24 protein-coding genes are annotated in these 19388 nt (G+C 59.5%); 18 read left to right on the top strand and 6 right to left on the bottom strand.

What is annotated here, in order from left to right; all coding sequences use genetic code 11:
- The first annotated feature begins 13 nt into the window (after nucleotides 1-13).
- From bioD to RFM40_RS24995, 5 genes are all read left to right on the top strand, one after another.
- Nucleotides 14-649 (top strand): dethiobiotin synthase, encoded by a 636-nt coding sequence (gene bioD, locus RFM40_RS25015; protein WP_320278482.1) that lies wholly within the window; start codon nucleotides 14-16, stop codon nucleotides 647-649.
- Entirely contained in the window at nucleotides 649-1914 is a 1266-nt protein-coding gene (locus tag RFM40_RS25010; protein WP_320278481.1) for an adenosylmethionine--8-amino-7-oxononanoate transaminase, read from the top strand. The genes bioD and RFM40_RS25010 overlap by 1 nt, the downstream gene beginning before the upstream one ends.
- Nucleotides 1911-2894, top strand: a complete 984-nt coding sequence (locus tag RFM40_RS25005; RefSeq protein WP_320278480.1) for a beta-ketoacyl-ACP synthase III — start codon at nucleotides 1911-1913, stop codon at nucleotides 2892-2894. Before RFM40_RS25010 ends, RFM40_RS25005 begins: the two co-directional genes overlap by 4 nt.
- Before the next feature lie 66 nt (nucleotides 2895-2960).
- A complete protein-coding gene (gene panD, locus RFM40_RS25000) occupies nucleotides 2961-3413 on the top strand; it encodes an aspartate 1-decarboxylase (RefSeq protein WP_320217223.1) in 453 nt (150 codons plus the stop codon).
- Between the two features lie 202 nt (nucleotides 3414-3615).
- Complete coding sequence (locus RFM40_RS24995; RefSeq protein WP_320278479.1) at nucleotides 3616-4653, top strand: MBL fold metallo-hydrolase; 1038 nt, start codon at nucleotides 3616-3618, stop codon at nucleotides 4651-4653.
- A gap of 39 nt (nucleotides 4654-4692) precedes the next feature.
- Here RFM40_RS24995 and groL read toward each other — a convergent pair whose 3' ends face one another.
- From groL to RFM40_RS24980, 3 genes are all read right to left on the bottom strand, one after another.
- Nucleotides 4693-6324, bottom strand: coding sequence for a chaperonin GroEL (gene groL / locus RFM40_RS24990; RefSeq protein WP_320278478.1), 1632 nt, complete (start codon nucleotides 6322-6324; stop codon nucleotides 4693-4695).
- Between the two features lie 57 nt (nucleotides 6325-6381).
- On the bottom strand, nucleotides 6382-6696 hold the full coding sequence (gene groES / locus RFM40_RS24985; RefSeq protein ID WP_320278477.1) for a co-chaperone GroES: 315 nt from the start codon (nucleotides 6694-6696) through the stop codon (nucleotides 6382-6384).
- 329 nt (nucleotides 6697-7025) lie between these two features.
- Nucleotides 7026-7238 carry a hypothetical protein gene (locus tag RFM40_RS24980; protein WP_320278476.1) on the bottom strand — a complete coding sequence of 71 codons (213 nt, stop codon included), beginning with the start codon at nucleotides 7236-7238 and terminating at the stop codon, nucleotides 7026-7028.
- Nucleotides 7239-8295: 1057 nt separating this feature from the next.
- Here RFM40_RS24980 and RFM40_RS24975 point away from each other — a divergent pair.
- Both RFM40_RS24975 and RFM40_RS24970 read left to right on the top strand, forming a co-directional pair.
- Nucleotides 8296-9252: an omptin family outer membrane protease gene (locus RFM40_RS24975; protein ID WP_320278475.1), complete on the top strand. Its 957-nt coding sequence runs from the start codon at nucleotides 8296-8298 to the stop codon at nucleotides 9250-9252.
- Between the two features lie 619 nt (nucleotides 9253-9871).
- Complete coding sequence (locus tag RFM40_RS24970; RefSeq protein WP_320278474.1) at nucleotides 9872-10813, top strand: hypothetical protein; 942 nt, start codon at nucleotides 9872-9874, stop codon at nucleotides 10811-10813.
- A 279-nt stretch (nucleotides 10814-11092) separates the two neighbouring features.
- Here RFM40_RS24970 and RFM40_RS24965 read toward each other — a convergent pair whose 3' ends face one another.
- On the bottom strand, nucleotides 11093-11281 hold the full coding sequence (locus tag RFM40_RS24965) for a hypothetical protein (protein WP_320278516.1): 189 nt from the start codon (nucleotides 11279-11281) through the stop codon (nucleotides 11093-11095).
- A gap of 581 nt (nucleotides 11282-11862) precedes the next feature.
- Between RFM40_RS24965 and RFM40_RS24960 the strand changes: the two genes are divergently transcribed.
- The 4 genes from RFM40_RS24960 (at nucleotide 11863) to RFM40_RS24945 (ending at nucleotide 14925) form a co-directional block, all read left to right on the top strand.
- The gene (locus tag RFM40_RS24960) at nucleotides 11863-13017 is read left to right on the top strand and encodes a porin (RefSeq protein ID WP_320278473.1); all 1155 of its coding nucleotides are present in this window, start codon (nucleotides 11863-11865) and stop codon (nucleotides 13015-13017) included.
- 529 nt (nucleotides 13018-13546) lie between these two features.
- Entirely contained in the window at nucleotides 13547-13810 is a 264-nt protein-coding gene (locus RFM40_RS24955; RefSeq protein WP_320278472.1) for a hypothetical protein, read from the top strand.
- 400 nt (nucleotides 13811-14210) lie between these two features.
- On the top strand, nucleotides 14211-14540 hold the full coding sequence (locus RFM40_RS24950; protein ID WP_320278471.1) for a hypothetical protein: 330 nt from the start codon (nucleotides 14211-14213) through the stop codon (nucleotides 14538-14540).
- A 19-nt stretch (nucleotides 14541-14559) separates the two neighbouring features.
- Complete coding sequence (locus RFM40_RS24945) at nucleotides 14560-14925, top strand: hypothetical protein (RefSeq protein WP_320278470.1); 366 nt, start codon at nucleotides 14560-14562, stop codon at nucleotides 14923-14925.
- A gap of 451 nt (nucleotides 14926-15376) precedes the next feature.
- Here RFM40_RS24945 and RFM40_RS24940 read toward each other — a convergent pair whose 3' ends face one another.
- Together RFM40_RS24940 and RFM40_RS24935 are read right to left on the bottom strand one after the other, a co-directional pair.
- A complete protein-coding gene (locus tag RFM40_RS24940) occupies nucleotides 15377-15508 on the bottom strand; it encodes a hypothetical protein (RefSeq protein ID WP_320278469.1) in 132 nt (43 codons plus the stop codon).
- 375 nt (nucleotides 15509-15883) lie between these two features.
- Complete coding sequence (locus tag RFM40_RS24935) at nucleotides 15884-16315, bottom strand: excalibur calcium-binding domain-containing protein (RefSeq protein WP_347349856.1); 432 nt, start codon at nucleotides 16313-16315, stop codon at nucleotides 15884-15886.
- Here RFM40_RS24935 and RFM40_RS24930 point away from each other — a divergent pair.
- From RFM40_RS24930 to RFM40_RS24900, 7 genes are all read left to right on the top strand, one after another.
- A complete protein-coding gene (locus tag RFM40_RS24930; protein ID WP_320278467.1) occupies nucleotides 16223-16711 on the top strand; it encodes a hypothetical protein in 489 nt (162 codons plus the stop codon). The two genes, RFM40_RS24935 and RFM40_RS24930, sit on opposite strands and share 93 nt — an antisense overlap.
- A gap of 157 nt (nucleotides 16712-16868) precedes the next feature.
- Complete coding sequence (locus RFM40_RS24925; RefSeq protein ID WP_320278466.1) at nucleotides 16869-17078, top strand: hypothetical protein; 210 nt, start codon at nucleotides 16869-16871, stop codon at nucleotides 17076-17078.
- Nucleotides 17079-17210: 132 nt separating this feature from the next.
- Nucleotides 17211-17459: a hypothetical protein gene (locus RFM40_RS24920; protein WP_320278465.1), complete on the top strand. Its 249-nt coding sequence runs from the start codon at nucleotides 17211-17213 to the stop codon at nucleotides 17457-17459.
- A 55-nt stretch (nucleotides 17460-17514) separates the two neighbouring features.
- Nucleotides 17515-18093, top strand: a complete 579-nt coding sequence (locus tag RFM40_RS24915) for an ATP-dependent DNA ligase (RefSeq protein WP_320278464.1) — start codon at nucleotides 17515-17517, stop codon at nucleotides 18091-18093.
- A gap of 125 nt (nucleotides 18094-18218) precedes the next feature.
- On the top strand, nucleotides 18219-18497 hold the full coding sequence (locus RFM40_RS24910) for a hypothetical protein (RefSeq protein ID WP_320278463.1): 279 nt from the start codon (nucleotides 18219-18221) through the stop codon (nucleotides 18495-18497).
- Between the two features lie 346 nt (nucleotides 18498-18843).
- Nucleotides 18844-19026: a hypothetical protein gene (locus RFM40_RS24905; RefSeq protein ID WP_320278462.1), complete on the top strand. Its 183-nt coding sequence runs from the start codon at nucleotides 18844-18846 to the stop codon at nucleotides 19024-19026.
- On the top strand, nucleotides 19023-19274 hold the full coding sequence (locus tag RFM40_RS24900) for a DUF768 domain-containing protein (protein WP_320278461.1): 252 nt from the start codon (nucleotides 19023-19025) through the stop codon (nucleotides 19272-19274). Before RFM40_RS24905 ends, RFM40_RS24900 begins: the two co-directional genes overlap by 4 nt.
- Nucleotides 19275-19388: the final 114 nt, after the last annotated feature.

The raw sequence follows: 19388 nt of genomic DNA, 5'->3' as shown, positions 1-19388 counted from the left end.
GACCCGAAGCGACATGACCAAAGGCATAGTCATCACCGGAACGGATACCGGTATCGGCAAGACGGTGTTTTCGGCGGGCCTCGCCGGCCTGCTCGACGGCTTCTACTGGAAACCGGTGCAATCGGGCCTCGACGAAGAGACCGACAGCGAGGCTGTTGCCCGGCTTTCCGGCCTGCCGGCCGGGCGCGTCCTGCCGGAAGTCTATCGTCTGAAGACGCCACTGTCGCCGCATCGTTCGGCCGAAATCGATGGCGTCGCAATCGAGGCGGCAAAGCTCTCACTGCCGGACTTGCCAGGCCCGCTCATCATCGAAGGCGCTGGCGGAGTGATGGTACCGCTCAATCGGCAGACAAGATTCATCGACATATTCCGGGAATGGCAACTGCCGGTCATTCTTTGCGCGCGCACCGGGCTCGGCACAATCAATCACACATTGCTGTCGATCGAGGCGCTCAGGGCCCGTGCCATCCCGCTCATCGGCGTGGCCTTCATCGGCGAGGAAATGGCGGACAGCCAAAGGACGATCGCGGAATTTGCCAATGTGCGGCAGCTTGGCAGGCTGCCATACCTTGATCCGCTGACATCTAGAACCTTGAGGGAAGCGATGGTTTCGGGCTTCGATCTCGCGCCGATTGCACGGGGTCAATGATGTCGCAATCCCGCGTCTGGCACCCTTTTACGCAACATGCGCTCGAGCCGGCGATCCCCGAAATTGTCCGGACTGAAGGCGCTTATCTCCACAAGGCCGATGGCACCCGCATCCTCGACGCCATTTCGTCCTGGTGGGTCGTCACCCACGGCCACCGCCATCCGCGTATCGTCAAGGCGATCGAGACGACTGCTGCAAGCCTCGACCAGATCATCTTCGCCGGCTTCACGCACGAGCCGGCCGAACGCCTCGCCAAAGCCTTGGTGAATCTCGCGCCGCCGGGGCTCGACTGGGTGTTTTATTCCGACAGCGGCTCGACCTCGGTCGAGGTCGCGCTGAAGATGGCGCTCGGCTATTTCCGCAATATCGGCGCGCCGCGCTCGCGCATCGTCGTCATGGAGCACAGCTACCATGGCGACACGATCGGCACGATGAGCGTCGGCGCCCGCGGTGTGTTCAACGCCGCCTACGAACCCTTGCTGTTCGAGGTCGACACCATCCCCTTCCCGGCCGCAGGACGCGAGCAGGAAACGCTCGATCGGTTCGAGGTCGTCTCTCGCGACCGGCGCGCAGCTGCGCTGATTGTCGAGCCGCTGGTGCTCGGCGCCGGCGGCATGCTGATGTATCCGGCCTGGGTTTTGGCTGAATTCAAGAGGATCGCCGAGGCTTCGGGTACGCTCTTGATCGCCGACGAAGTGATGACCGGCTGGGGACGCACCGGAACCATGTTCGCCTGCGAGCAGGCGAACATCTCGCCCGACATCCTTTGCACCTCGAAGGGCCTGACCGGCGGCACCATTGCGCTCGCCGCCACACTGGCGACCGACACCATCTTCCAGTCCCATTATTCAGTCGACCGGAAGAAGACCTTCTTTCATTCGAGCTCCTATACGGCCAATCCGATTGCCTGCGCGGCCGCACTGGCCAACGTCGAGATCTGGCACGACGAGCCTGTTACCGAACGGATCGCGGCCCTGGGCGCGCTGCAGGCTACTGGCCTTCGGCGTTTTCACGACTATCCTTGCTTCACCGACTGCCGGATCACCGGCACGATCGCGGCGCTCGATTTGGGTACCGCATCCCCGGGCTATCTGGCCGAGATCGGCCCAAAGCTGCGGGCATTCTTCCTCGAGCAGGGATTGCTGGTGCGCCCGCTCGGCAACGTCCTCTATCTTCTCCCGCCCTATTGCGTAACCGGCGCCGAGCTCGATCGGCTTTATGACGCCATCGAGGAGGCCGGCGAACGCTTCGGATCGAAACGATGAGCAGGTCGTCGAGCATCCTCGGGCTTGGCCACCATGTGCCTGGGCGCAAGGTTGAGAACGCCGAGATCGAGAACAGTCTCGGCCTCGAGCCAGGTTGGATCGAACGGCGCACAGGAATTCAATCGCGCTTCTGGGCGACTGACGAAGATACACTTTCGGGCCTTGCCGCGCGGGCCGGCGACATGGCGCTGGCAAATGCCGGTATCGATCGGAGCGAAATCGGTCTCCTGTTGCTTGCCACGTCCACTCCGGATCACCTTCTGCCACCGAGCGCGCCACTGGTCGCGCACCGGCTTGGCCTCGGCCGCGCCGGCGCCATCGACCTGACCGGCGCCTGCGCAGGTTTCATCTATGCGCTGATGTTCGCCGACGGGTTCACCCGCCTGCACGGCAGACCCGCCCTTGTCATTGCCGCCAACATTTTGAGCCGCCGCATCAACCCCGCCGAGCGCGCCAGCGCCGTGCTGTTTGCCGATGCCGCCGGCGCGGTCGTGATCGGTCCCAGCGAGGATGCCGAACGCGGCATTCTCGGCGCTTCGGTGGATTCGGACGGTTCGCGCTACGGTTTGATCCAGATTTCCGCCGGAGGAAGCAACACGCCTTTTCACAACGACCTCGACCTCGCGCAGACCCGCATGACGATCATCGACGGCCGCGAAGTGTTCGCCAAGGCCGTGGAGATGATGACGGCATGTTCAAGGGACGCGCTCGCCATAGCTCGAATGCGGCCGCAAGACATCGACCGGTTCGTCCCGCATCAAGCCAACGCCCGCATTTTCGATGCCGTCGGCCGAAACCTCGGCATTGCGGACCAGGCAATCGTCAAGAGGATCGCCGAATACGGCAACTCTTCCGCCGCAACGATCCCGCTCTCGTTGTCGCTCGCCAATCGGACGCAGCCACTCCAGCCGGGCGAGAAAATCCTTCTGGCGGCGGCGGGTGCCGGTCTCAGCGGCGGGGCGCTCGTGGTTGGAATTTAGCCGCGCGGCGGCCGCCGACAAGACACCAAGACTGTTCATGCGAGACGAAAATAGGACAACAGACCAATGCGAAAAATAGTCGCCGGCAAGCTCCACGGCATCCACGTCACCGAAGCAAATCTCAACTACCATGGGTCGATAACGCTCGACCCTGACCACTGCGAGGCAGCCGGAATCCTGCCCATGGAATTCGTGGAAATATGGAACAAGAATTCCGGCGCGCGGATTTCGACCTATGTCATCCTCGGCGAGCGCGGATCACGATGCTGCATCCTCAATGGTGCTGCCGCCCGTACCTGCCAGCCTGGCGACCCGATCATCGTCTGCAACTCCATCTACCTGAACGAAGCGCATATCACAGCGCTGAAGCCGCGGATCGTCACGTTCGACCAGGATAACCACATACGCGAGCGCCTGAGCTACTCGGTCGACCTCGACGCATGTGGCCGTTACAGTTTCTCGATCCATGATGAGGCCAATGAGGCATTGGCTACTCCTGCGCTTGTTTCCCGGGCGTGACTTGTCCCTGGCGCACGCGTGAGCCGATGCGCCGTCCCCGTCCCCGTCCACGACGTAGTGTCTTGACCCGCCGCGAGGAGGCTGTGACGAACCTCGAGGCCATCCTAGTCGGCGAGCGCTGAGGGTGCGGCGCCTCGGGGTAGCGGTAGAGCCGCATGACAAGCTGCAAAAAAGATCGCGACCGGATGATATGGAGCAAATCATGATCTTCCGTCAGCTGTTCGATTCCGTTTCGAGCACCTATTCCTATTTGCTTGCCAGTCGCCAAGGCGGCGAGGCACTGATCATCGATCCGGTTCTGGACAAGGTCGACCACTATCTCCGGCTCGTGCGTGAGCTCGACCTGAGGCTGGTCAAGGCGGTGGACACGCATCTCCATGCCGACCACATCACCGGCCTTGGAGCGCTGCGCGACAAGACGCAATGCATCACGGTGATGGGCGAGCAGACCAAGGCCGACGTGGTGTCGATGCGGCTTACCGACGGCGACAGGCTGACCATCGAGGGGCTGGCGCTCGACGTCGTCTACACGCCCGGCCACACCGAGGATTCCTATAGCTTCGCCCTGCCCGACCGAGTGTTCACTGGCGACACACTGCTGATCCGCGGCACCGGCCGCACCGACTTCCCGAACGGCGACCCGCGGCACCAGTATGAATCGATCTTCGGCCGCCTGCTCAAGCTGCCCGACTCCACGCTGGTCTACCCGGCGCATGACTACAAGGGCAACACTGTCTCGACCATAGGCGAGGAGAAGGCCTTCAACCCGCGCCTGCAGGTGAAGTCGGTCGAGGAGTATCTCGAGATCATGAACAATCTGAAGCTCGCCAATCCGAAAATGATGGATGTCGCCGTGCCCGCCAATATGAAGGTCGGGCTGCAGCAGGACGAGATCGCGCGGCGCGGCTGGGCGGCCAATGCCAACGAAGCGTTGGCGCTGGCCGGCAGGCCGGATGTCGCACTGATCGACCTGCGCGAGCGCTCCGAGCGCGAACGCCAGGGCATTATTCCGGGGGCGCTGCATGTGCCTTACCCGAGGCTGCAAGAAAACATCGCCCCTGGCGGCGTGTTGCACGAGCTCGTCCGTTCGACCGGCAAGCGGCTTGTGCTTTACTGCGCCTTCGGCGAGCGTTCGGCCATGGCGGTGCAGGCCGCCCAGGATGAGGGTCTCACATCAGCCTGCCACATCGAGGGCGGAATCGATGCTTGGAAGAGGGCGAATGGACCATTGGCAAGCTAGCTCCGCCCTCTCCCACGACAAAAAAGAAAGTGGGGCTCGTCAGAAATCCATGCCGCCGCCGCCCGGCATCGCCGGCGCGGGAATTTCCTTCTTCGGCTTCTCGGCCACCATCGCCTCGGTGGTGACGAGCAGGCCGGCTACGGAAGCGGCGTCCTGCAGCGCCGTGCGCACGACCTTGGCGGGGTCGATCACGCCTTGGCCGAAGAGATCGCCAAATTCGTTGGTCTGGGCGTTCCAGCCGTAGCCGAACTCAGGCTTCTCGCGAACCCTGCCCACGATAATGGAGCCTTCCGCCCCGCTGTTTTCGGCGATCTGGCGAGCGGGAGCCTCGATGGCGCGCCGCACGATCTCGACACCGGTCCTCTGGTCGGGGTTGTCGAGGACGACATGGTCGAGTGCTCTTGCTGCCCTGAGTAGTGCCACGCCGCCGCCCGGCAAGACACCTTCCTCGACCGCCGCGCGAGTGGCGTGCAGCGCGTCGTCGACGCGGTCCTTGCGCTCCTTGACCTCGACTTCGGTCGAGCCTCCGACGCGGATCACCGCGACACCGCCGGCGAGCTTGGCCAGGCGCTCCTGCAGCTTCTCGCGGTCATAGTCGGAAGTGGTCTCCTCGATCTGGGCCCTAATTTGAGCAACGCGGCCGTTGATTTCTTCCTTATGGCCGGCACCGTCGACAATGGTGGTGTTTTCCTTCTCTATCTCCACCTTGCGAGCGCGGCCAAGCATCTCCAGCGTGACATTCTCGAGCTTGACGCCGAGATCCTCGCTGATCGCCGTGCCGCCGGTCAAGACGGCGATATCCTCCAGCATAGCCTTGCGGCGGTCGCCGAAGCCGGGGGCCTTGACGGCGGCCACCTTCAGTCCGCCGCGCAGCTTGTTGACCACGAGCGTCGCCAGAGCCTCGCCCTCGACGTCTTCGGCGATGATCAGCAGCGGCTTGCCGGACTGAACCACGGCTTCGAGCACGGGAAGCAGCGCCTGCAGATTGCCGAGCTTCTTCTCGTGGATCAGCACATAGGGCTCTTCGAGCTCGACGCGCATCCTGTCCTGGTTGGTGATGAAGTAGGGCGACAGATACCCGCGGTCGAACTGCATGCCTTCGACGATTTCGAGCTCAGTCTCGGCAGTCTTGGCTTCCTCGACGGTGATGACGCCCTCGTTGCCGACCTTCTCCATGGCCTCGGCGAGGAATCGGCCGATCTCGGCATCGCCATTGGCCGAGATGGTGCCGACCTGGGCGATCTCGTCGTTCTTCGTCACCTTGCGCGCATTGGCCTTCAGATTGGCGACGATCGTTTCCACCGCCTTGTCAATGCCGCGCTTCAAATCCATCGGGTTCATGCCGGCCGCGACTGCCTTGGCGCCCTCGGTCACGATCGACTGCGCCAGCACCGTGGCGGTGGTGGTGCCGTCGCCGGCGATGTCGCTGGTCTTGGACGCGACCTCGCGCACCATCTGCGCGCCCATGTTTTCGAATTTGTCCTCGAGCTCGATCTCCTTGGCGACGGTGACGCCGTCCTTGGTGATACGCGGGGCGCCGAAGCTCTTATCGATCACCACATTGCGGCCCTTCGGACCGAGGGTGACCTTCACCGCATTGGCGAGAATGTCGACGCCGCGCAGCATGCGCTCGCGGGCATCAGAATGAAATTTCACTTCCTTGGCAGCCATTGGTTCACTCCTGTCAATAGGTAGTTCTTGTTGACTGTTCGTGTCACGCGGTTTCGGTCACGCGGCTTGTCTGGCCGAGGCCGAAACCTCGATCACACCCAGGATGTCGCTTTCCTTCATGATGAGCAGGTCCTCGCCGTCGAGCTTGATTTCGGTGCCGGACCACTTGCCGAACAGGATGCGGTCGTCGACCTTCACGTCGAGGGGGGTGAGCTTGCCGCTCTCGTCGCGAGCGCCCGGGCCGACGGCGATGACTTCGCCTTCCTGCGGCTTTTCCTTGGCCGTGTCGGGGATGATGATGCCGCCGGCCGTCTTTTCCTCGGCCTCGATGCGCCGAACGAGTACGCGGTCGTGCAATGGACGGAAATTCATATCGTTCTCCTTTAGGACAAACAGATTGCGAGAGCCTCCCCCGATCCGGGCCCTCAGGGCCAGAATGGGGTTCGCGCGACTTTTGCGGCATCGCGCGCGCATGCCGAACTGGTTTTGCTCCTTTCACGCTTCAAGAGGTGGACTGACTCGGGAGAATTTCCGAACGTCATGGCCCCTGTGATTTCACGAAGGGACGCTTGTGATTTCCCGACGCGAGGCTTGAGCTTTGTCGCGTAAGCGCGGGACCAAGGTTCGGGCCGGCACCATGCTAGGCACTGCGCAAAAGGGTATTTGGCGCGTATTGCGTCTCTTGTCAGATGCACGTCACTTCAGGCAGGCTGGAGAACTTGCGGCAAGTAATTGACGAAGACGCATCCGCTTTCCCATTTAACAGAGGGGAGTGCCTTCTGGCGGCTGCACGGATACGTCTTGGCATCCCTGCGAGCATCAATACTTAGCACATCGTTGGTTTCTTTTATGTCCAATGCGAACGCCAACGCCGATGCCATAAGAAAAGCTGCTGTCGTTATGATACTTGTCATTTGTCTTGCTCCATTCCTAAAGAAGAATGTTCATTTTCATGCCTTTCGAATAAATCGAATCGAGCACGCATTATATTTTTTATAATGCCTTCATATTTTGTATAACGTCTTCACATGTTAACAGGCAGAGAGCAAACGTCATGCCAGATGCAGGGGTGGCTTAAATTTCAATCAGTTACCAATTCTTCGCGCCTTGTGGGGTAAAGCGGCGTCGCTATTTTGTCGAATTCATTGCAGGAATTTGAAGGAAACCAGTCGACAGTTTTTCTTCATATATTAGCTGTCGGGACGCCGAAGGGGCGAGACGCCTCGTTGCACGTTCGCGAGCCGGAAGTCACGGTTGGCGACGCGAGTGGCAACAGCCATGCTCAAGCACGGTGACCGACGTGGACTGATGCGGATCAAGACAAAGCCAGTCGCACGCGAATAATCGGAACCAGAACCTGACCGACCCGGCCGACACCCCATCGGTTCGATCCAGACAAACGAGCCGGGGCCGCTGGTCGCGCCCAGCGGGCGTTTCACAGTGGGGACGCCCGGACTTACGCGAGGGGTTTCCGCGCCGTGGCTCCGACCTTGGGAACCTGGCGGCGTGGCATTCGCGGATCGGTCGCACAGGCGGACTTTGAAGGTCACGAGCTCCTCAGAAATTGAAGAGCTTTCATGCCGCAACCCTCTCACCGACAATTTGCGACAGGATGCTTTGACATTGTGCGAGGCGCGACAAATGCCGGACATGCGGCAATCGATTGGCATGCGTCTAAAGAGTTTTTTCTTTGGCACGCATGTTGCTTCGAGTGTCGCTAAACGTATCTCGCGCAGAGTGTTTCAATGTTCGCACCATGCTGTCTGCTGGGATCAGGCCGTACCGTAGGACCTCCCGATGCAGAAGAAGCAAGCGGCCGCACTGCAAGCAATAGCCGGGCCAAGGGCTGTACAGGCACTTTGCCACGATGATCCTCTTGCCTGGAGACCAACTCTGCAGTCGGTCCAACCTGGCCAATTTTAGGATGTCCGCGACAAAACCCGAAAATCAACACAAAGGAGAATTTTGGTGATGCGGCGAGTGGTTTTGACATGTGTCGTGCTTTGCGGTCTGTCGGCGGGTGCGGCCGCTGCCGACGGCCCGGTGTTCGCCGATCCGGCGGTGCGAGCCGACGCGGTGCCCACGGTCTTTTCATTCGAGGGCGGGCTACGCTACTGGTACAGTAGCGGCGAAGCATCGAAGGAACTTTACAACGCCGACGTCGCGGGGATGGTCTCGCGGCTCACATACAACGATCTCGGTGCCCTATCGGGCGAAGTCTTCCTCAACGCGACCCACAATCCGACTGACATCTTCGTCAAGGGCTTCCTCAGTGCGGGCGGGATCCCCAAGGGTTCTCTTACCGACGAGGATTTCGTTAACCCCTCTTTGTCCGTGAAATCCTATTCGAGCACGTTGTCCGATCAGCACAGCGGTCGCATCACGTATTTCACCGCCGACCTCGGATATAATTTCTGGAACACGCCGCGCTACCGCTTGGGTGCTTATGTCGGATACAATTTCTGGAACGAAAGCTACCACGCCATCCATTGCGCGCAGCAGGCGGCCAACCCGCGGATTTGCGTGCCAGCCATTACAACCAATATGGGCGTCATCAGCCAGGATAACGATTGGCATTCGCTGCGACTCGGCCTTGCCGGACAGACGCAACTCACCGAACGACTCAGCCTTTCCGGTGACGTCGCGGTGCTGTTCACGCAGCTTGACGGCAAGGATCAGCACCATCTGCGCCCAGAGATCAATCCGATTCCCGAAGATGGGAACGGGAATGGCGTCCAAATCGAGGCGATGTTGAACTACAAAGTCACGGATTTGTTCAACATCGGCGTCGGCGGCCGCTACTGGCGCGCGGCAGCTGCTGGCGCCGCTCATTTCGAGGAGACGCCGGGCGGTGGTAGCCCGCAGATCCAGCATTGGGAGGTTGAACGCTACGGCGTGTTCGGGCAGGCGAGCATCAAGTTCAACTGAGAAAGCACCGCCAGCGCCAAGTTGCCGTTGGACAATCGCAGTCCTGCTGCATGATCAGATACGGCCGATTTCGCAACACGGCTGAACTCGCGAACGGCTACGGCAGCCGTGAGGCTCGTGTGCAACGCGCACGCCTTTAAACCCTGGTCACCGTAGCCGGACGAAGGATTATGTCACGGGCGCCAAAGCAGAACGCGATGCCCTGCGAAGTCAAAGGTGATCGACAAGTTGGCGGGGCTCGGTCTCGGGCTTTCGCGGTCGCCCTGGTTGCCCTCGTGCGAGGCGCGACAAATGTCGGACATGCGACAATCGATTGGCATGCGTCTAAAGAGTTTTTTCTTTGGCACGCATGTTGCTTGGAGTGTCGCTAACGCGTCTCGCGGAGAGTGTTGCAATGTTCGCACCATGCTGTCTGCTGGGATCAAGCCGTACCGTAGGACCTCCCGGTGCAGAAGAAGCAAGCGGCCGCACTGCAAGCAATAGCCGGGCCAAGGGCTGTGCAGGCACTTTTGCCACGATGATCCCCTTGCCTGGAGACCGCTCCGCAGTCGGTCCAACCTGGCCAATTTCTGGATGTCCGCGACGGTACCCGAAAATCAACACAAAGGAGAATCTGCCGATGCGGCGAGTGCTTATAACCCATGTCGCGCTTTGCGATCTGTCGGCGGGCGCCGCCGCTGCCGACACCCCGGTGGTCGCCGAGCCGGCGGCAGTCGCCAGCGCGGTCTCCCCGGTCTTTTCGTTCGAGGGCGGGCTACGCTACTGGTACAGCAGCGGTGAAGCATCGAAGGACCTCTACGGCAGCCGCGGCAAGGTGATGTCGCGGCTCACATACTACGATCTCGGTGCCCTATCGGGCGAAGTCTTCCTCAACGCGACCCACAATCCGACTGGCATCTTCGTCAAGGGCTTTCTCAGTGCGGCCGGGATCGCCCAGGGTTCTCTTACCGACGAGGATTACCTGGACGAAGAACCCTATTCGAGGACGTTGTCCGATCAGCACAACGGTCGCATCACGTATTTCAGCGCCGACCTCGGATATAATTTCTGGAACACGCCGCGTTACCGCATCGGTGCTTATGTCGGATATAATTTCTGGCACGAGAACTACCACGCCATCCATTGCGCGCAGCAGGCGGCCAACCCGCGGATTTGCGAGCCAGCCATTACGACCAATATGGGCGGCGTCAGCGAGGATGACGATTGGCATTCGCTTCAACTCGGCCTGGCCGGGCAGACGCAACTCACTGAACGACTCACCCTTTCCGGTGACGTCGCAGTGCTGTTCACGCGGCTTGACGGCAAGGATCAGCACCATCTGCGCCCAGAGATCAATCCGACTCCCGAAGACGGCAGCGGGCATGGCGTCCAACTCGAGGCTATGTTGAACTACAAAGTCACGGATTTATTCAACATCGGCGTCGGCGGCCGCTACTGGCGCGCGGCAGCTGCTGGCGCCGCTCATTTCGAGGAGACGCCGGGCGGTGGTAGCCCGCAGATCCTGCATTTGGAGGTTGAACGCTACGGCGTGTTCGGGCAGGCGAGCATCAAATTCAACTGAGAAAGCACTGCCAGCGCCAAGTTGCCGTTGGACAAGCGCAGTCCTGCTGCATGATCGGACGCGGCCAATTTCGCAACACGGCTGAGTCTCGCGAACGGGTACGGCAGCCGTGAGGCTCATGTGCAACGCACACGCCCTTAACCCCAATCACCGTAGCCGGACGAAGGATTGTCTCACGGGCACCCAAGCAGCACGCTGTGCCCTGCGAGGCCAAAGGTGGTCGACGCGTTGGGTGGCGCTCCGTCTCGGGCGTTCGCAGTCGTGCTGGTTACCTCGCACTCACGCCTCCTTAAGGGGCAGCCCGGTCGAGAAAAGCATCGCATGCGGCAGCAACTGCCGCCGCCGTACGCGAACAAGACCGTTTTCTATGTCCACTATCCCGTCCTTCGCCAAAATCGCCAAGCGTTCAGTTGAATCGAGAAAACGGAAACGACGCTTACTGCCTGGGCCATGCTGCAAGGATGACATGCCCAGTCTCGCTCATGACCATTATGTCAGCGTCGTGCGGCACCCGCTGACGTAGCGAGCGGTGCCGCCTCATGACGTCTCAATATCGAGGCTCAAACAAACAAAGCTGTTGCCTTTGAACGAAACCTGTCGCGTATCGAACACGCGAACCATTCCAAAACCCTGGCGTTTCGTGCGCGGCTTGATCTCAAGGCAACATGAGAAGGGAGCGCGAACCAAGGTCCGCCGGCAAACTTGAGTGTCAAGCCACAGCTGCGTCGCCAGGTTGGCACGTCACTTGCGCATGCAACTGTGGAAGTCGTTGTGAGGATCTGCCCACAACTAGCGGACATCACTTTGGCGGTTGGCTCAAAAAGGGTGAATTCACAGTGCTGTATTGCAGCAATTCACATATTTATAAATGCCTCTGTTGTTTGATAATATGATTTATCTTCATCGCCTTTGTTGTTGAACCGTTATCATGACGGGTTCGTCGCGCTGCGAAAGGCGCAGCGCATTGCGCCACATTTTAGATCGCGGGGATAAGCGAAGGGTCCGCTCTTCGACGTCTTTCCTCTTTTATATGTTTGAACGGAGATCAAATGAACTTCACGAGTCTTCTTCTCGGCTCAGCTGCGACCCTGATTGCCGTTTCCGATGCCCGCGCCGTCGACGCCGAGCCAGACGCAGGCGAATACGTCAAGATCTGCGACGTCTATGGCGCAGGCTTCTTCTATATCCCAGGCACCGAAACCTGCCTGCGCATCGGCGGCTATGTCCGCTATGACATCGCCTTGGGTGACGTCGGCTCGTTGGATGGGGCAAAGGCAACCGACCACGAGGGCGGCAGCACCAATGCAACCTGGAAGAAGAATGCCCGCTTCACGCTGAAGACCTGGACGAACCGGGAAACCGAGTTGGGCACGTTGAAGACCTACACCGAAACCCGCATGAACTTTGGTAACCGCAACGATTATTCGGATCCGGGCAGTCCTCCAAACTATGCCTCCAATAGAGACCTCAGCCTGACTTTCGCCTGGATCCAGCTTGGCAACCTTCGAATTGGCAAGGACTGGTCGGCCTTCGACATGTTTATTGGCTATCCCGGCAACGTGCTCAATCCGATGCTCGTTCCCTACGGTGATTTCGAAACCAACGTCATCCAGTACTACTTTGACGCCGGTGACGGCTTTTCGGCCGTGGTCTCGCTTGAAGAAGGCGAAGGCGCGGTCGGCGCCATCGATAGCTACGTTCCGCACGTGGTCGGCGGCCTGAAATACACACAACAGTGGGGCGCGATCACCGGTGTTGCTGCTTATGATAGCAACTACGGATCGGTGGCCGGCAAAGTCCGCGTCGAGGTCAATGTCACCAACGAGCTGTCGCTATTCGGAATGTTAGGCTACGGCTCCAATGGCAAGCTCAACGATGATTCCACTAACGCAATCGACGCTCACGGCCGCGGCTTCTACAAAACTTGGGGCGGCAACTGGGCTTTCTGGGCTGGCGCCACTTACCAGTTCAACGAGACAACTTTGTTCAACCTTCAGGTCTCGGGTGATCAGCTCAAGAACTATGGTGTCGCCATGAACGTCGCCTATACGCTCATTCCAGATTTCACGGTAACAGCCGAAGTTGACTATGACCACTGCGGCGACTTCGGCGTCGGCATGGTGAACCCTTCCAACGTGAACTGGACTAACGCCGACAAAAACGACAGCGTCGGCGGCATTCTGCGTTTCCAACGCTCGTTCTGACGGACGAAGAGTTGCATCCAGGTAATTGAGCGGGGACCAATCTCGGCAACGCCCTAAGAGATCATCGCATGGAAGCGAGGCGAGATTGGAAGCCTCCACAACAGGCTGGATGACGTTCGAGATCCGGACATGGGCGAATGTGCAGGCGACATTCATGCTCGGGCGCTCATAGCCGCGGCACGCATGAGCCTATTTCGGTCCTGCAAGGAAGTCCAGGGCTCGCCGTTGGCTCAGATACAACGTCGTTGCATGCGGGCGAGCAGCGTTCGTCACCGATCCGCCGCTTGGCGGCGTTCGACCGTGGGGAATCCCGACCCGTCCAGCAGTACTGAAACCAAGTTGCCCTGGATAACCTGTCCTGTATTATTGAAATCACTAGATAATTTCTTCTCTGGTTGCATCACTTTGTAACATTGTGACGGGCGGAAAAGTGGGCTTTGTGGCCTGTGGAAATCGCCACTCTGGCGACTCTTAACGGGGAGTCTGGCCTATGGTCGGCTGCCTTCGACTGAGAAAGGGAGGCTGGCGCATGGGCGGCGAAGTTATGTTTGAGGAAAGCGAGGCGGCGGACATCGCTGCGGATTGGGGCGTCGATGTCGATCTGCTCAATGATGCGGTTTGGGAACTCGAAACGATAGATGGCAACGATGGCGAGACCTACGGCTTCCTAGTGCGCTTCGATGGGGATACCGACCCGGACCTTTTGCTTGCGCTGGGTGTAGCGCCCGGACAGTTCACGCGACAAGTCAGCTTGAACGCTTTCGACCAGCCCGACTATGAGCCGGAAGAATAGTAGGCCGCCGACTCGGGCGAAGGGTAATATGAAGTTTGTTCTAGGTATGCTTTTGGGCGGCTTTGTCGTCTGGGCAATAATGCGTCCAGCGGCTAGGGCGCATCTGCCTCCGGAGACGACCAGCGGGCTACCAAAAACCGATAGTTGGAAAGACACTTATCTAAAGCGCTAGGCAACGGCGAAGGAGTCAATGAGCGGCAATGAGCAACAATCCCGGCAAGAAGGGGAAGCCCGCCCGAACAACCTGAAGACGAATAGGCGCGCGCCGGGGTGGCCAGCCGGCTGACACACTGGCGACGGCTGGCAGGATTTACCACTGTGGATTGAATCCGCGACTCTTGACACGCGAGTCCACCCTATGATTCCTTGCCGCTGGGCAACGTCATTGGGGGACTAACCTTTGAAAAATCTGACTATTGCTTTGGCGACACTCGCAGTCGTGGGCGGCGTATTTTATACTTTCGGCCCTTACCCACCGTTTTGGGTGAAAGCCAACATCAGGTCTTCTATGACGCAATGGGTTCCCGACCCCGATTCGCTACAACTGACAGGTCTTCGCTACAGTGAAAACGGAAGCGGCATCATCTGCGGACAGATGAATGCGAAAAACCGACTAGGAGCATACACCGGATACAAGAAGTTTGCACATGCGCGAGACCGCAATTTCACCTTCCTTGAAGGCATTGGTCCTTCTGCCGACAGCATGATTGAATTGTTCCATTGTAACTAACAGCCATGGGGCCAAAAGCATGAAGCTTGACATGAAGACAATCTCGACGATGGAAGCGGCTGGACTTCATTTCATTGCCTATATCCGTGTCCCTGCCGGAAGTCAGACCGTTGAGATAGAGCCGAAGGAGATCGCCGCGTTCGTGGCTAATCGCGATGAAGTCGCGGCTAAGCTGTTCGGCGTCTCCACTTCGCAATATCTGGATTGGGTTGCTACCGATGGTGAACCCCGTTGTGGCGCCATCACCAAGAAGGGAACGCGATGCTCAAACTTCGTGAGCGGCGGAGTGCAGCGTTCGATTGAGGAATGGGTTCGTTTGGACGGCGGTTATTGCGCGGTTCACGGTGGCGAAAGCTCACAAGAGGCTCGACCACATCGTTATTGACCCGCGTTGCGGTGCAGGCGGGTCTTCACTCGCACGAAATAATCACTCTCGCTTCGCTTGCCGACACAGGGATTGAATTTAAATTGGAGATTGTCGGTGGGGTTCGCGGTCAGCCTGACAAGCAAATCGGCCGCGAACCCCGAATGCCGACTGGCGCACCCGCCGCATGGACGCTAGTGCAACCTAGCGTCCATGTTGGCGCATCGCGGCAATACTGAATATTAGATAGGCGCTTTCGCCTATTGGCAAGAGGCGCATCACTGGGCGCGCGCAGTGTAATTCACACCAACCATCTCATGAGATTCGTTGACGCACGGGCGAGGTTGCGGCGTCGCGAGACAGGTGACGAAGAGCCGCGACCTTCGCCGGTTGGCGCTATACCCGCAAGAGAACGGACGGACAGGATGATACCTGTCCGCCCGTCTTTGGTCAGCGAAAGGATCGGGCCGCGCTATGCGGCCTCTTTGAGCGAAAGGGATTCCTCGCGGCAGGTGTCCGGCACGATGAAGCCGACTTCAGCCAGGGCGATGATGACAGCGTTCCGGGGATCGTGGTCGCCGCGAGCCTCTACCAGCGCGTCCATGGCGCCATCGGTCACCTGACATTTTTCATTGACGCACCGCTCCTCGCATATCTTCGCTCACTCGGAACGATGCCTATCGTAATTAGGATCCGCAGTGCTTGCCAAGACTTTGGCAGCGGAACTCGCAAGGTGCCGCCCAGCGGGAAGACGTTCGTATATATCTTGCTTTTCGAAGCTGAGTATCCCGCGTGGGCCGAGGTGCGTTAGCGGCCCCGGCACAAAGCAGCTGACCGCCTTGAGCGGCGAGACCATACATCGAATCTTCTAAGGGAGTTTTTGGTGGGTGTGCGCCAATTAAATCAATATGTTAGGCGGTAATCGGCGGTAATCGGCGGTAATCGTCCGCTCGTCCCACACTACTGTCCTACACAGTGGTCACGTGCAACGGCCTAATCGGCACGCCACGCCGTCGCTGTCCCGATCCAGCTTCCCGCCCCATGAACAGTTCTGCAGATACCATTGGGCTTGGTCGCAGGAACTGATCTGCTTGCATGTCCGCCGCGGCTCGCACGAATAGCCGCTCTGCGCGACCAGTTTGCGGTTGACGATGCCGAGCGGCTGGCTCGACGGCGCTTTGCCGTCGGCATGCGACGCGCGCCAGTCCCAAGGCTGCTCAAACTTGCCGACCCATAGGCCGACCTTCGCCGCCTGGGCTTTCGCCTGCTGCCCGACATAGGCGCCGTTGCTGTAGCGCGGCCAATGGAGCGCCTGGCCGTGCTCGACCATCCATGCCGCCACGCTGGCGCCGTCGGCGCGCCGGCAGTCGCCGACAAAGCGGTGATAGCTATCCAGGTCACGAACGTGCATTGCACCGGCCTCGAGGCGGCCAGCAAGGTGTCCATCGCTGCAGCCGATCGCCGGCCGCACGGATATTCAAAGCCCTTGGCGTCGTCGCAGTATTGCTTGCTCTCCGGCGCGTCGATGCCGTTGAAGCGGATCCGCTGCCCGTGCACTTCGATCGTGTTGCCGTCGATGACGGATGCGACGCCGGTGATCGGCTCCGGCTGCTTCGTCCCGATCAAGTTCTGCAGACTGATCTCATGCAAGCTGTCGGCGTGCTTCATGGCAGTCAGCGCAGCCAGCGCGCCAGCAGCGGCGACAGTCACGAGGATAAAGCGAAGCGGAACTCTCGCCCAACGCCGCTCACGCGAGCGCCTGGCGCCGGAGTGTTTGCCCTTGGTCAGACCGATTGTGGTGCCGTGATTTGTCCAAGCCCTTTCCCCCGCTCGGGAGGATGCGCTTAAATAAGATCGAAGTCCAGCGGCGGCCCTGGTGCCAATTTCTAGGTATCGTGTAGCTTGGCGCCCAAATCTGTTAGTCTGGCGCGGCAAATAGCGCCGGTGCAGTGAAGAGGGGTGGAATGCCGATCTACCAGAAAGCTAAGGAAGCCGGGATCTTCGATTCGTCCGAAGTAGCCTTGCTTGGCCGCGTCTTCGACAGACTGAAAGAAGAACATCAATCGCAACAGCGACGTGAAGCGCTCGCCTCCCGGGTCATAGCAAACTACCAGGCTGGGATTAGAGACGAGGACGAGCTGGTTTCGGTGTCAAAATTGCCGCTAGGACGCTGAAGGCGGCTGGCGGAGTCTATTAATCGCCCGCTGTCGTCTGCGAGCGCCATAACCGCTCCTACATATAATTTTGCTAAAATACCTGGAACCTGGCGACTGCGCACGGCTTGAATCGCGGTTGGGGTATTGTGCATGCGCAACGCCAGCGAGCGGCTGAAGTTCATTAGGCCGCTGGAGCCAGTCCAGGTCGAGACGCCGCCGGTCAGCGACGACTGGCTGCACGAGATCAAATATGACGGCTTCCGCACCCAGCTGATCCTCGACTGGCCGGCGCGCGTGCCTTCACCCGCACCGGCATTGATTGGTCAAAGCGCTACTGGCCGATGGTCGACGCTGCCGAAAAGCTGCCGGGGAGGGCCTTCATCATCGACGGCGAAATGATCGCGCCGGATCCGGATGGCACGCCGAATTTTCACGAGATGCACTCGCGCATGGCGTGGAACGCGAGCAGCTAGCCTTTGTCGCCTTCGACATCCTGTGCCTTGACGGGCAGGATCTGCGCGCCCTACCACTGATCGAGCGCAAGGCGAAGCTATGGCACCTGGTCAAGCCGGCCAAGGGCATCATCCAATACAGCGATCATGTCGAAGGCGGCGGCGCTGCCTTCTTCGAGGCTGTCGAGAAGATGGGCCTAGAGGACATGGTCTCGAAGCGCCGGGAAAGCCCCTATCGCAGCGGCAAGCTGGATTTCTGGGTCAAGACCAAATGCTGGGAGATCGGAGATTTCGAGCTGCTCGGTATCAAGCGCGAGCCCGGCAAGCCGGCTGCCGCGATCGTGGCACGCAACGGCTGCTACGCCGGCACTGCCGCCGTGACGCTATCCCAACGAATGCGCGAGCGACTATGGCAGCGCGTTCAACTAGCCAAGGCTGCGAAACCGCATCGGCCGGTGCCGACGGCCGTCGCCGGCGCGGATGTCGAATGGGTGAGGCCTGGCATCACCGGGCAAGTGAAATTCCTGCGCGGCGAGCACAAGTTAAGGCATGCCTCGCTCCAGAATTTCCGGAGGAAATAAGGCATCGCGTCATGGAATGGCCGCTCGCTCGGCAAGGGACAACCGTTGTGACCGGCGTCTGGAACCCCTCTCAGTAGGTGCACGTTTTCGTTCTAGGGTTATGTGGTAACCAAGGAGGTATTTCGATGAATATCAAGATGTTGAGTATGGGCGCACTCGTACTCGCAATGATGGGTGGTACCGCAATGGCCGGGTCCACGTCTGCGCTCGATGATCCGGCCAAGATGTCGCCGTTCTTCACCGATGCCGGCATGAAAACTCTGAAGTCAGAAAAGGATTTCATGACCGCATGGAAGGCCATGAAACCTGATGAACAAAAGGCAGCGTTGAAAGACTGCGGCGATACCACGCTTAACAAGTCGCATGCAGATTTCTGCGCGATGGCTAAGAAGATGGGTGGCTAACTCGTTCTCCCGGCCGTCTATATGAGAGGAAGGCGGACCATGTGTTCGCCTTCTTGCAAAGGATACCGGAAACGCCATATGTGCACTTTCCACTGTCTTCGCGCATCATCTCCGCTAGCCGGCCTTCAACATAGCAATCCAGACGAAGGCGTGAAATGCTGGCTCCATCGCCTCTAGCCACAGGATCCGCTCAGGAGGTCTGTCGGCGGCGAGTCAGTCCTTTGCTGGCACGATCGCCGGCGGTCCGGGTCCGTGGATGATCCCCTGGCTCAGCCGACGCCGAATTTTTTGCCTAACCTGAACAGTCCGTCCTCTAGATCGTTCTAACGATTAGGAGGTCGTTTTCATGAGTGACGATGACAACAGGTCAGGTTCGCAAAGTGGGGCGATGAAGGTTCTGGCCGATCGCCTGGTCAGAGAGGCAGACGTTACCGAAGAGCAAGCTCGCGAGCTGATCACGTTGATCGGGACCGATTGGAATTCCCTGCTTCGAGAGGCTCATTTCCTGAAGGCGCGGCACCGCCTATGAGCGAACGCGGGGCAGAGTTCTTTGGAAAATGGATCACCGACAACGTGATGCGCGGCAGCGCCGGCGCCGACATTATTTCTGTGGCGGAGCTGACGACCAAGCTGTTCGCCGATGCGAAGGCCGCAGGCATTTCCGAGGACGAGATCGAAGAGGAAATCGGCAGTGCCTATGAGGCGATCCAGGCTGCGATTAATGGCCGCCAGATTTCGGAGCCGATTGACCGGCGCGCGGAGGTTCACCCATTCTAAATTGCCATCCGTCCACAACGAAGGACACCTTGGCTCGCGCCGCGGAGTTCGCTCTTCTACCTGTAGCTGGTCAAACTCGGATCGAGGTTCTGCTACAGTCCCGAATGGCCGTCC

The organism is Mesorhizobium captivum (genome assembly GCF_033977165.1).
Lineage (GTDB): Bacteria > Pseudomonadota > Alphaproteobacteria > Rhizobiales > Rhizobiaceae > Mesorhizobium > Mesorhizobium captivum.
This window is presented reverse-complemented; position numbering and strand designations above follow the sequence as displayed.

Coding starts and splice junctions, on each gene's coding strand:
- bioD (WP_320278482.1), top strand. CDS start 14: ATGACCAAAGGCATAGTCATCACCGGAACGGATACCGGTATCGGCAAG.
- RFM40_RS25010 (WP_320278481.1), top strand. CDS start 649: ATGTCGCAATCCCGCGTCTGGCACCCTTTTACGCAACATGCGCTCGAG.
- RFM40_RS25005 (WP_320278480.1), top strand. CDS start 1,911: ATGAGCAGGTCGTCGAGCATCCTCGGGCTTGGCCACCATGTGCCTGGG.
- panD (WP_320217223.1), top strand. CDS start 2,961: ATGCGAAAAATAGTCGCCGGCAAGCTCCACGGCATCCACGTCACCGAA.
- RFM40_RS24995 (WP_320278479.1), top strand. CDS start 3,616: ATGATCTTCCGTCAGCTGTTCGATTCCGTTTCGAGCACCTATTCCTAT.
- groL (WP_320278478.1), bottom strand. CDS start 6,324: ATGGCTGCCAAGGAAGTGAAATTTCATTCTGATGCCCGCGAGCGCATG.
- groES (WP_320278477.1), bottom strand. CDS start 6,696: ATGAATTTCCGTCCATTGCACGACCGCGTACTCGTTCGGCGCATCGAG.
- RFM40_RS24980 (WP_320278476.1), bottom strand. CDS start 7,238: ATGACAAGTATCATAACGACAGCAGCTTTTCTTATGGCATCGGCGTTG.
- RFM40_RS24975 (WP_320278475.1), top strand. CDS start 8,296: ATGCGGCGAGTGGTTTTGACATGTGTCGTGCTTTGCGGTCTGTCGGCG.
- RFM40_RS24970 (WP_320278474.1), top strand. CDS start 9,872: ATGCGGCGAGTGCTTATAACCCATGTCGCGCTTTGCGATCTGTCGGCG.
- RFM40_RS24965 (WP_320278516.1), bottom strand. CDS start 11,281: ATGTCATCCTTGCAGCATGGCCCAGGCAGTAAGCGTCGTTTCCGTTTT.
- RFM40_RS24960 (WP_320278473.1), top strand. CDS start 11,863: ATGAACTTCACGAGTCTTCTTCTCGGCTCAGCTGCGACCCTGATTGCC.
- RFM40_RS24955 (WP_320278472.1), top strand. CDS start 13,547: ATGGGCGGCGAAGTTATGTTTGAGGAAAGCGAGGCGGCGGACATCGCT.
- RFM40_RS24945 (WP_320278470.1), top strand. CDS start 14,560: ATGAAGCTTGACATGAAGACAATCTCGACGATGGAAGCGGCTGGACTT.
- RFM40_RS24940 (WP_320278469.1), bottom strand. CDS start 15,508: ATGGACGCGCTGGTAGAGGCTCGCGGCGACCACGATCCCCGGAACGCT.
- RFM40_RS24935 (WP_347349856.1), bottom strand. CDS start 16,315: ATGCACGTTCGTGACCTGGATAGCTATCACCGCTTTGTCGGCGACTGC.
- RFM40_RS24925 (WP_320278466.1), top strand. CDS start 16,869: ATGCCGATCTACCAGAAAGCTAAGGAAGCCGGGATCTTCGATTCGTCC.
- RFM40_RS24920 (WP_320278465.1), top strand. CDS start 17,211: ATGCGCAACGCCAGCGAGCGGCTGAAGTTCATTAGGCCGCTGGAGCCA.
- RFM40_RS24910 (WP_320278463.1), top strand. CDS start 18,219: ATGAATATCAAGATGTTGAGTATGGGCGCACTCGTACTCGCAATGATG.
- RFM40_RS24905 (WP_320278462.1), top strand. CDS start 18,844: ATGAGTGACGATGACAACAGGTCAGGTTCGCAAAGTGGGGCGATGAAG.
- RFM40_RS24900 (WP_320278461.1), top strand. CDS start 19,023: ATGAGCGAACGCGGGGCAGAGTTCTTTGGAAAATGGATCACCGACAAC.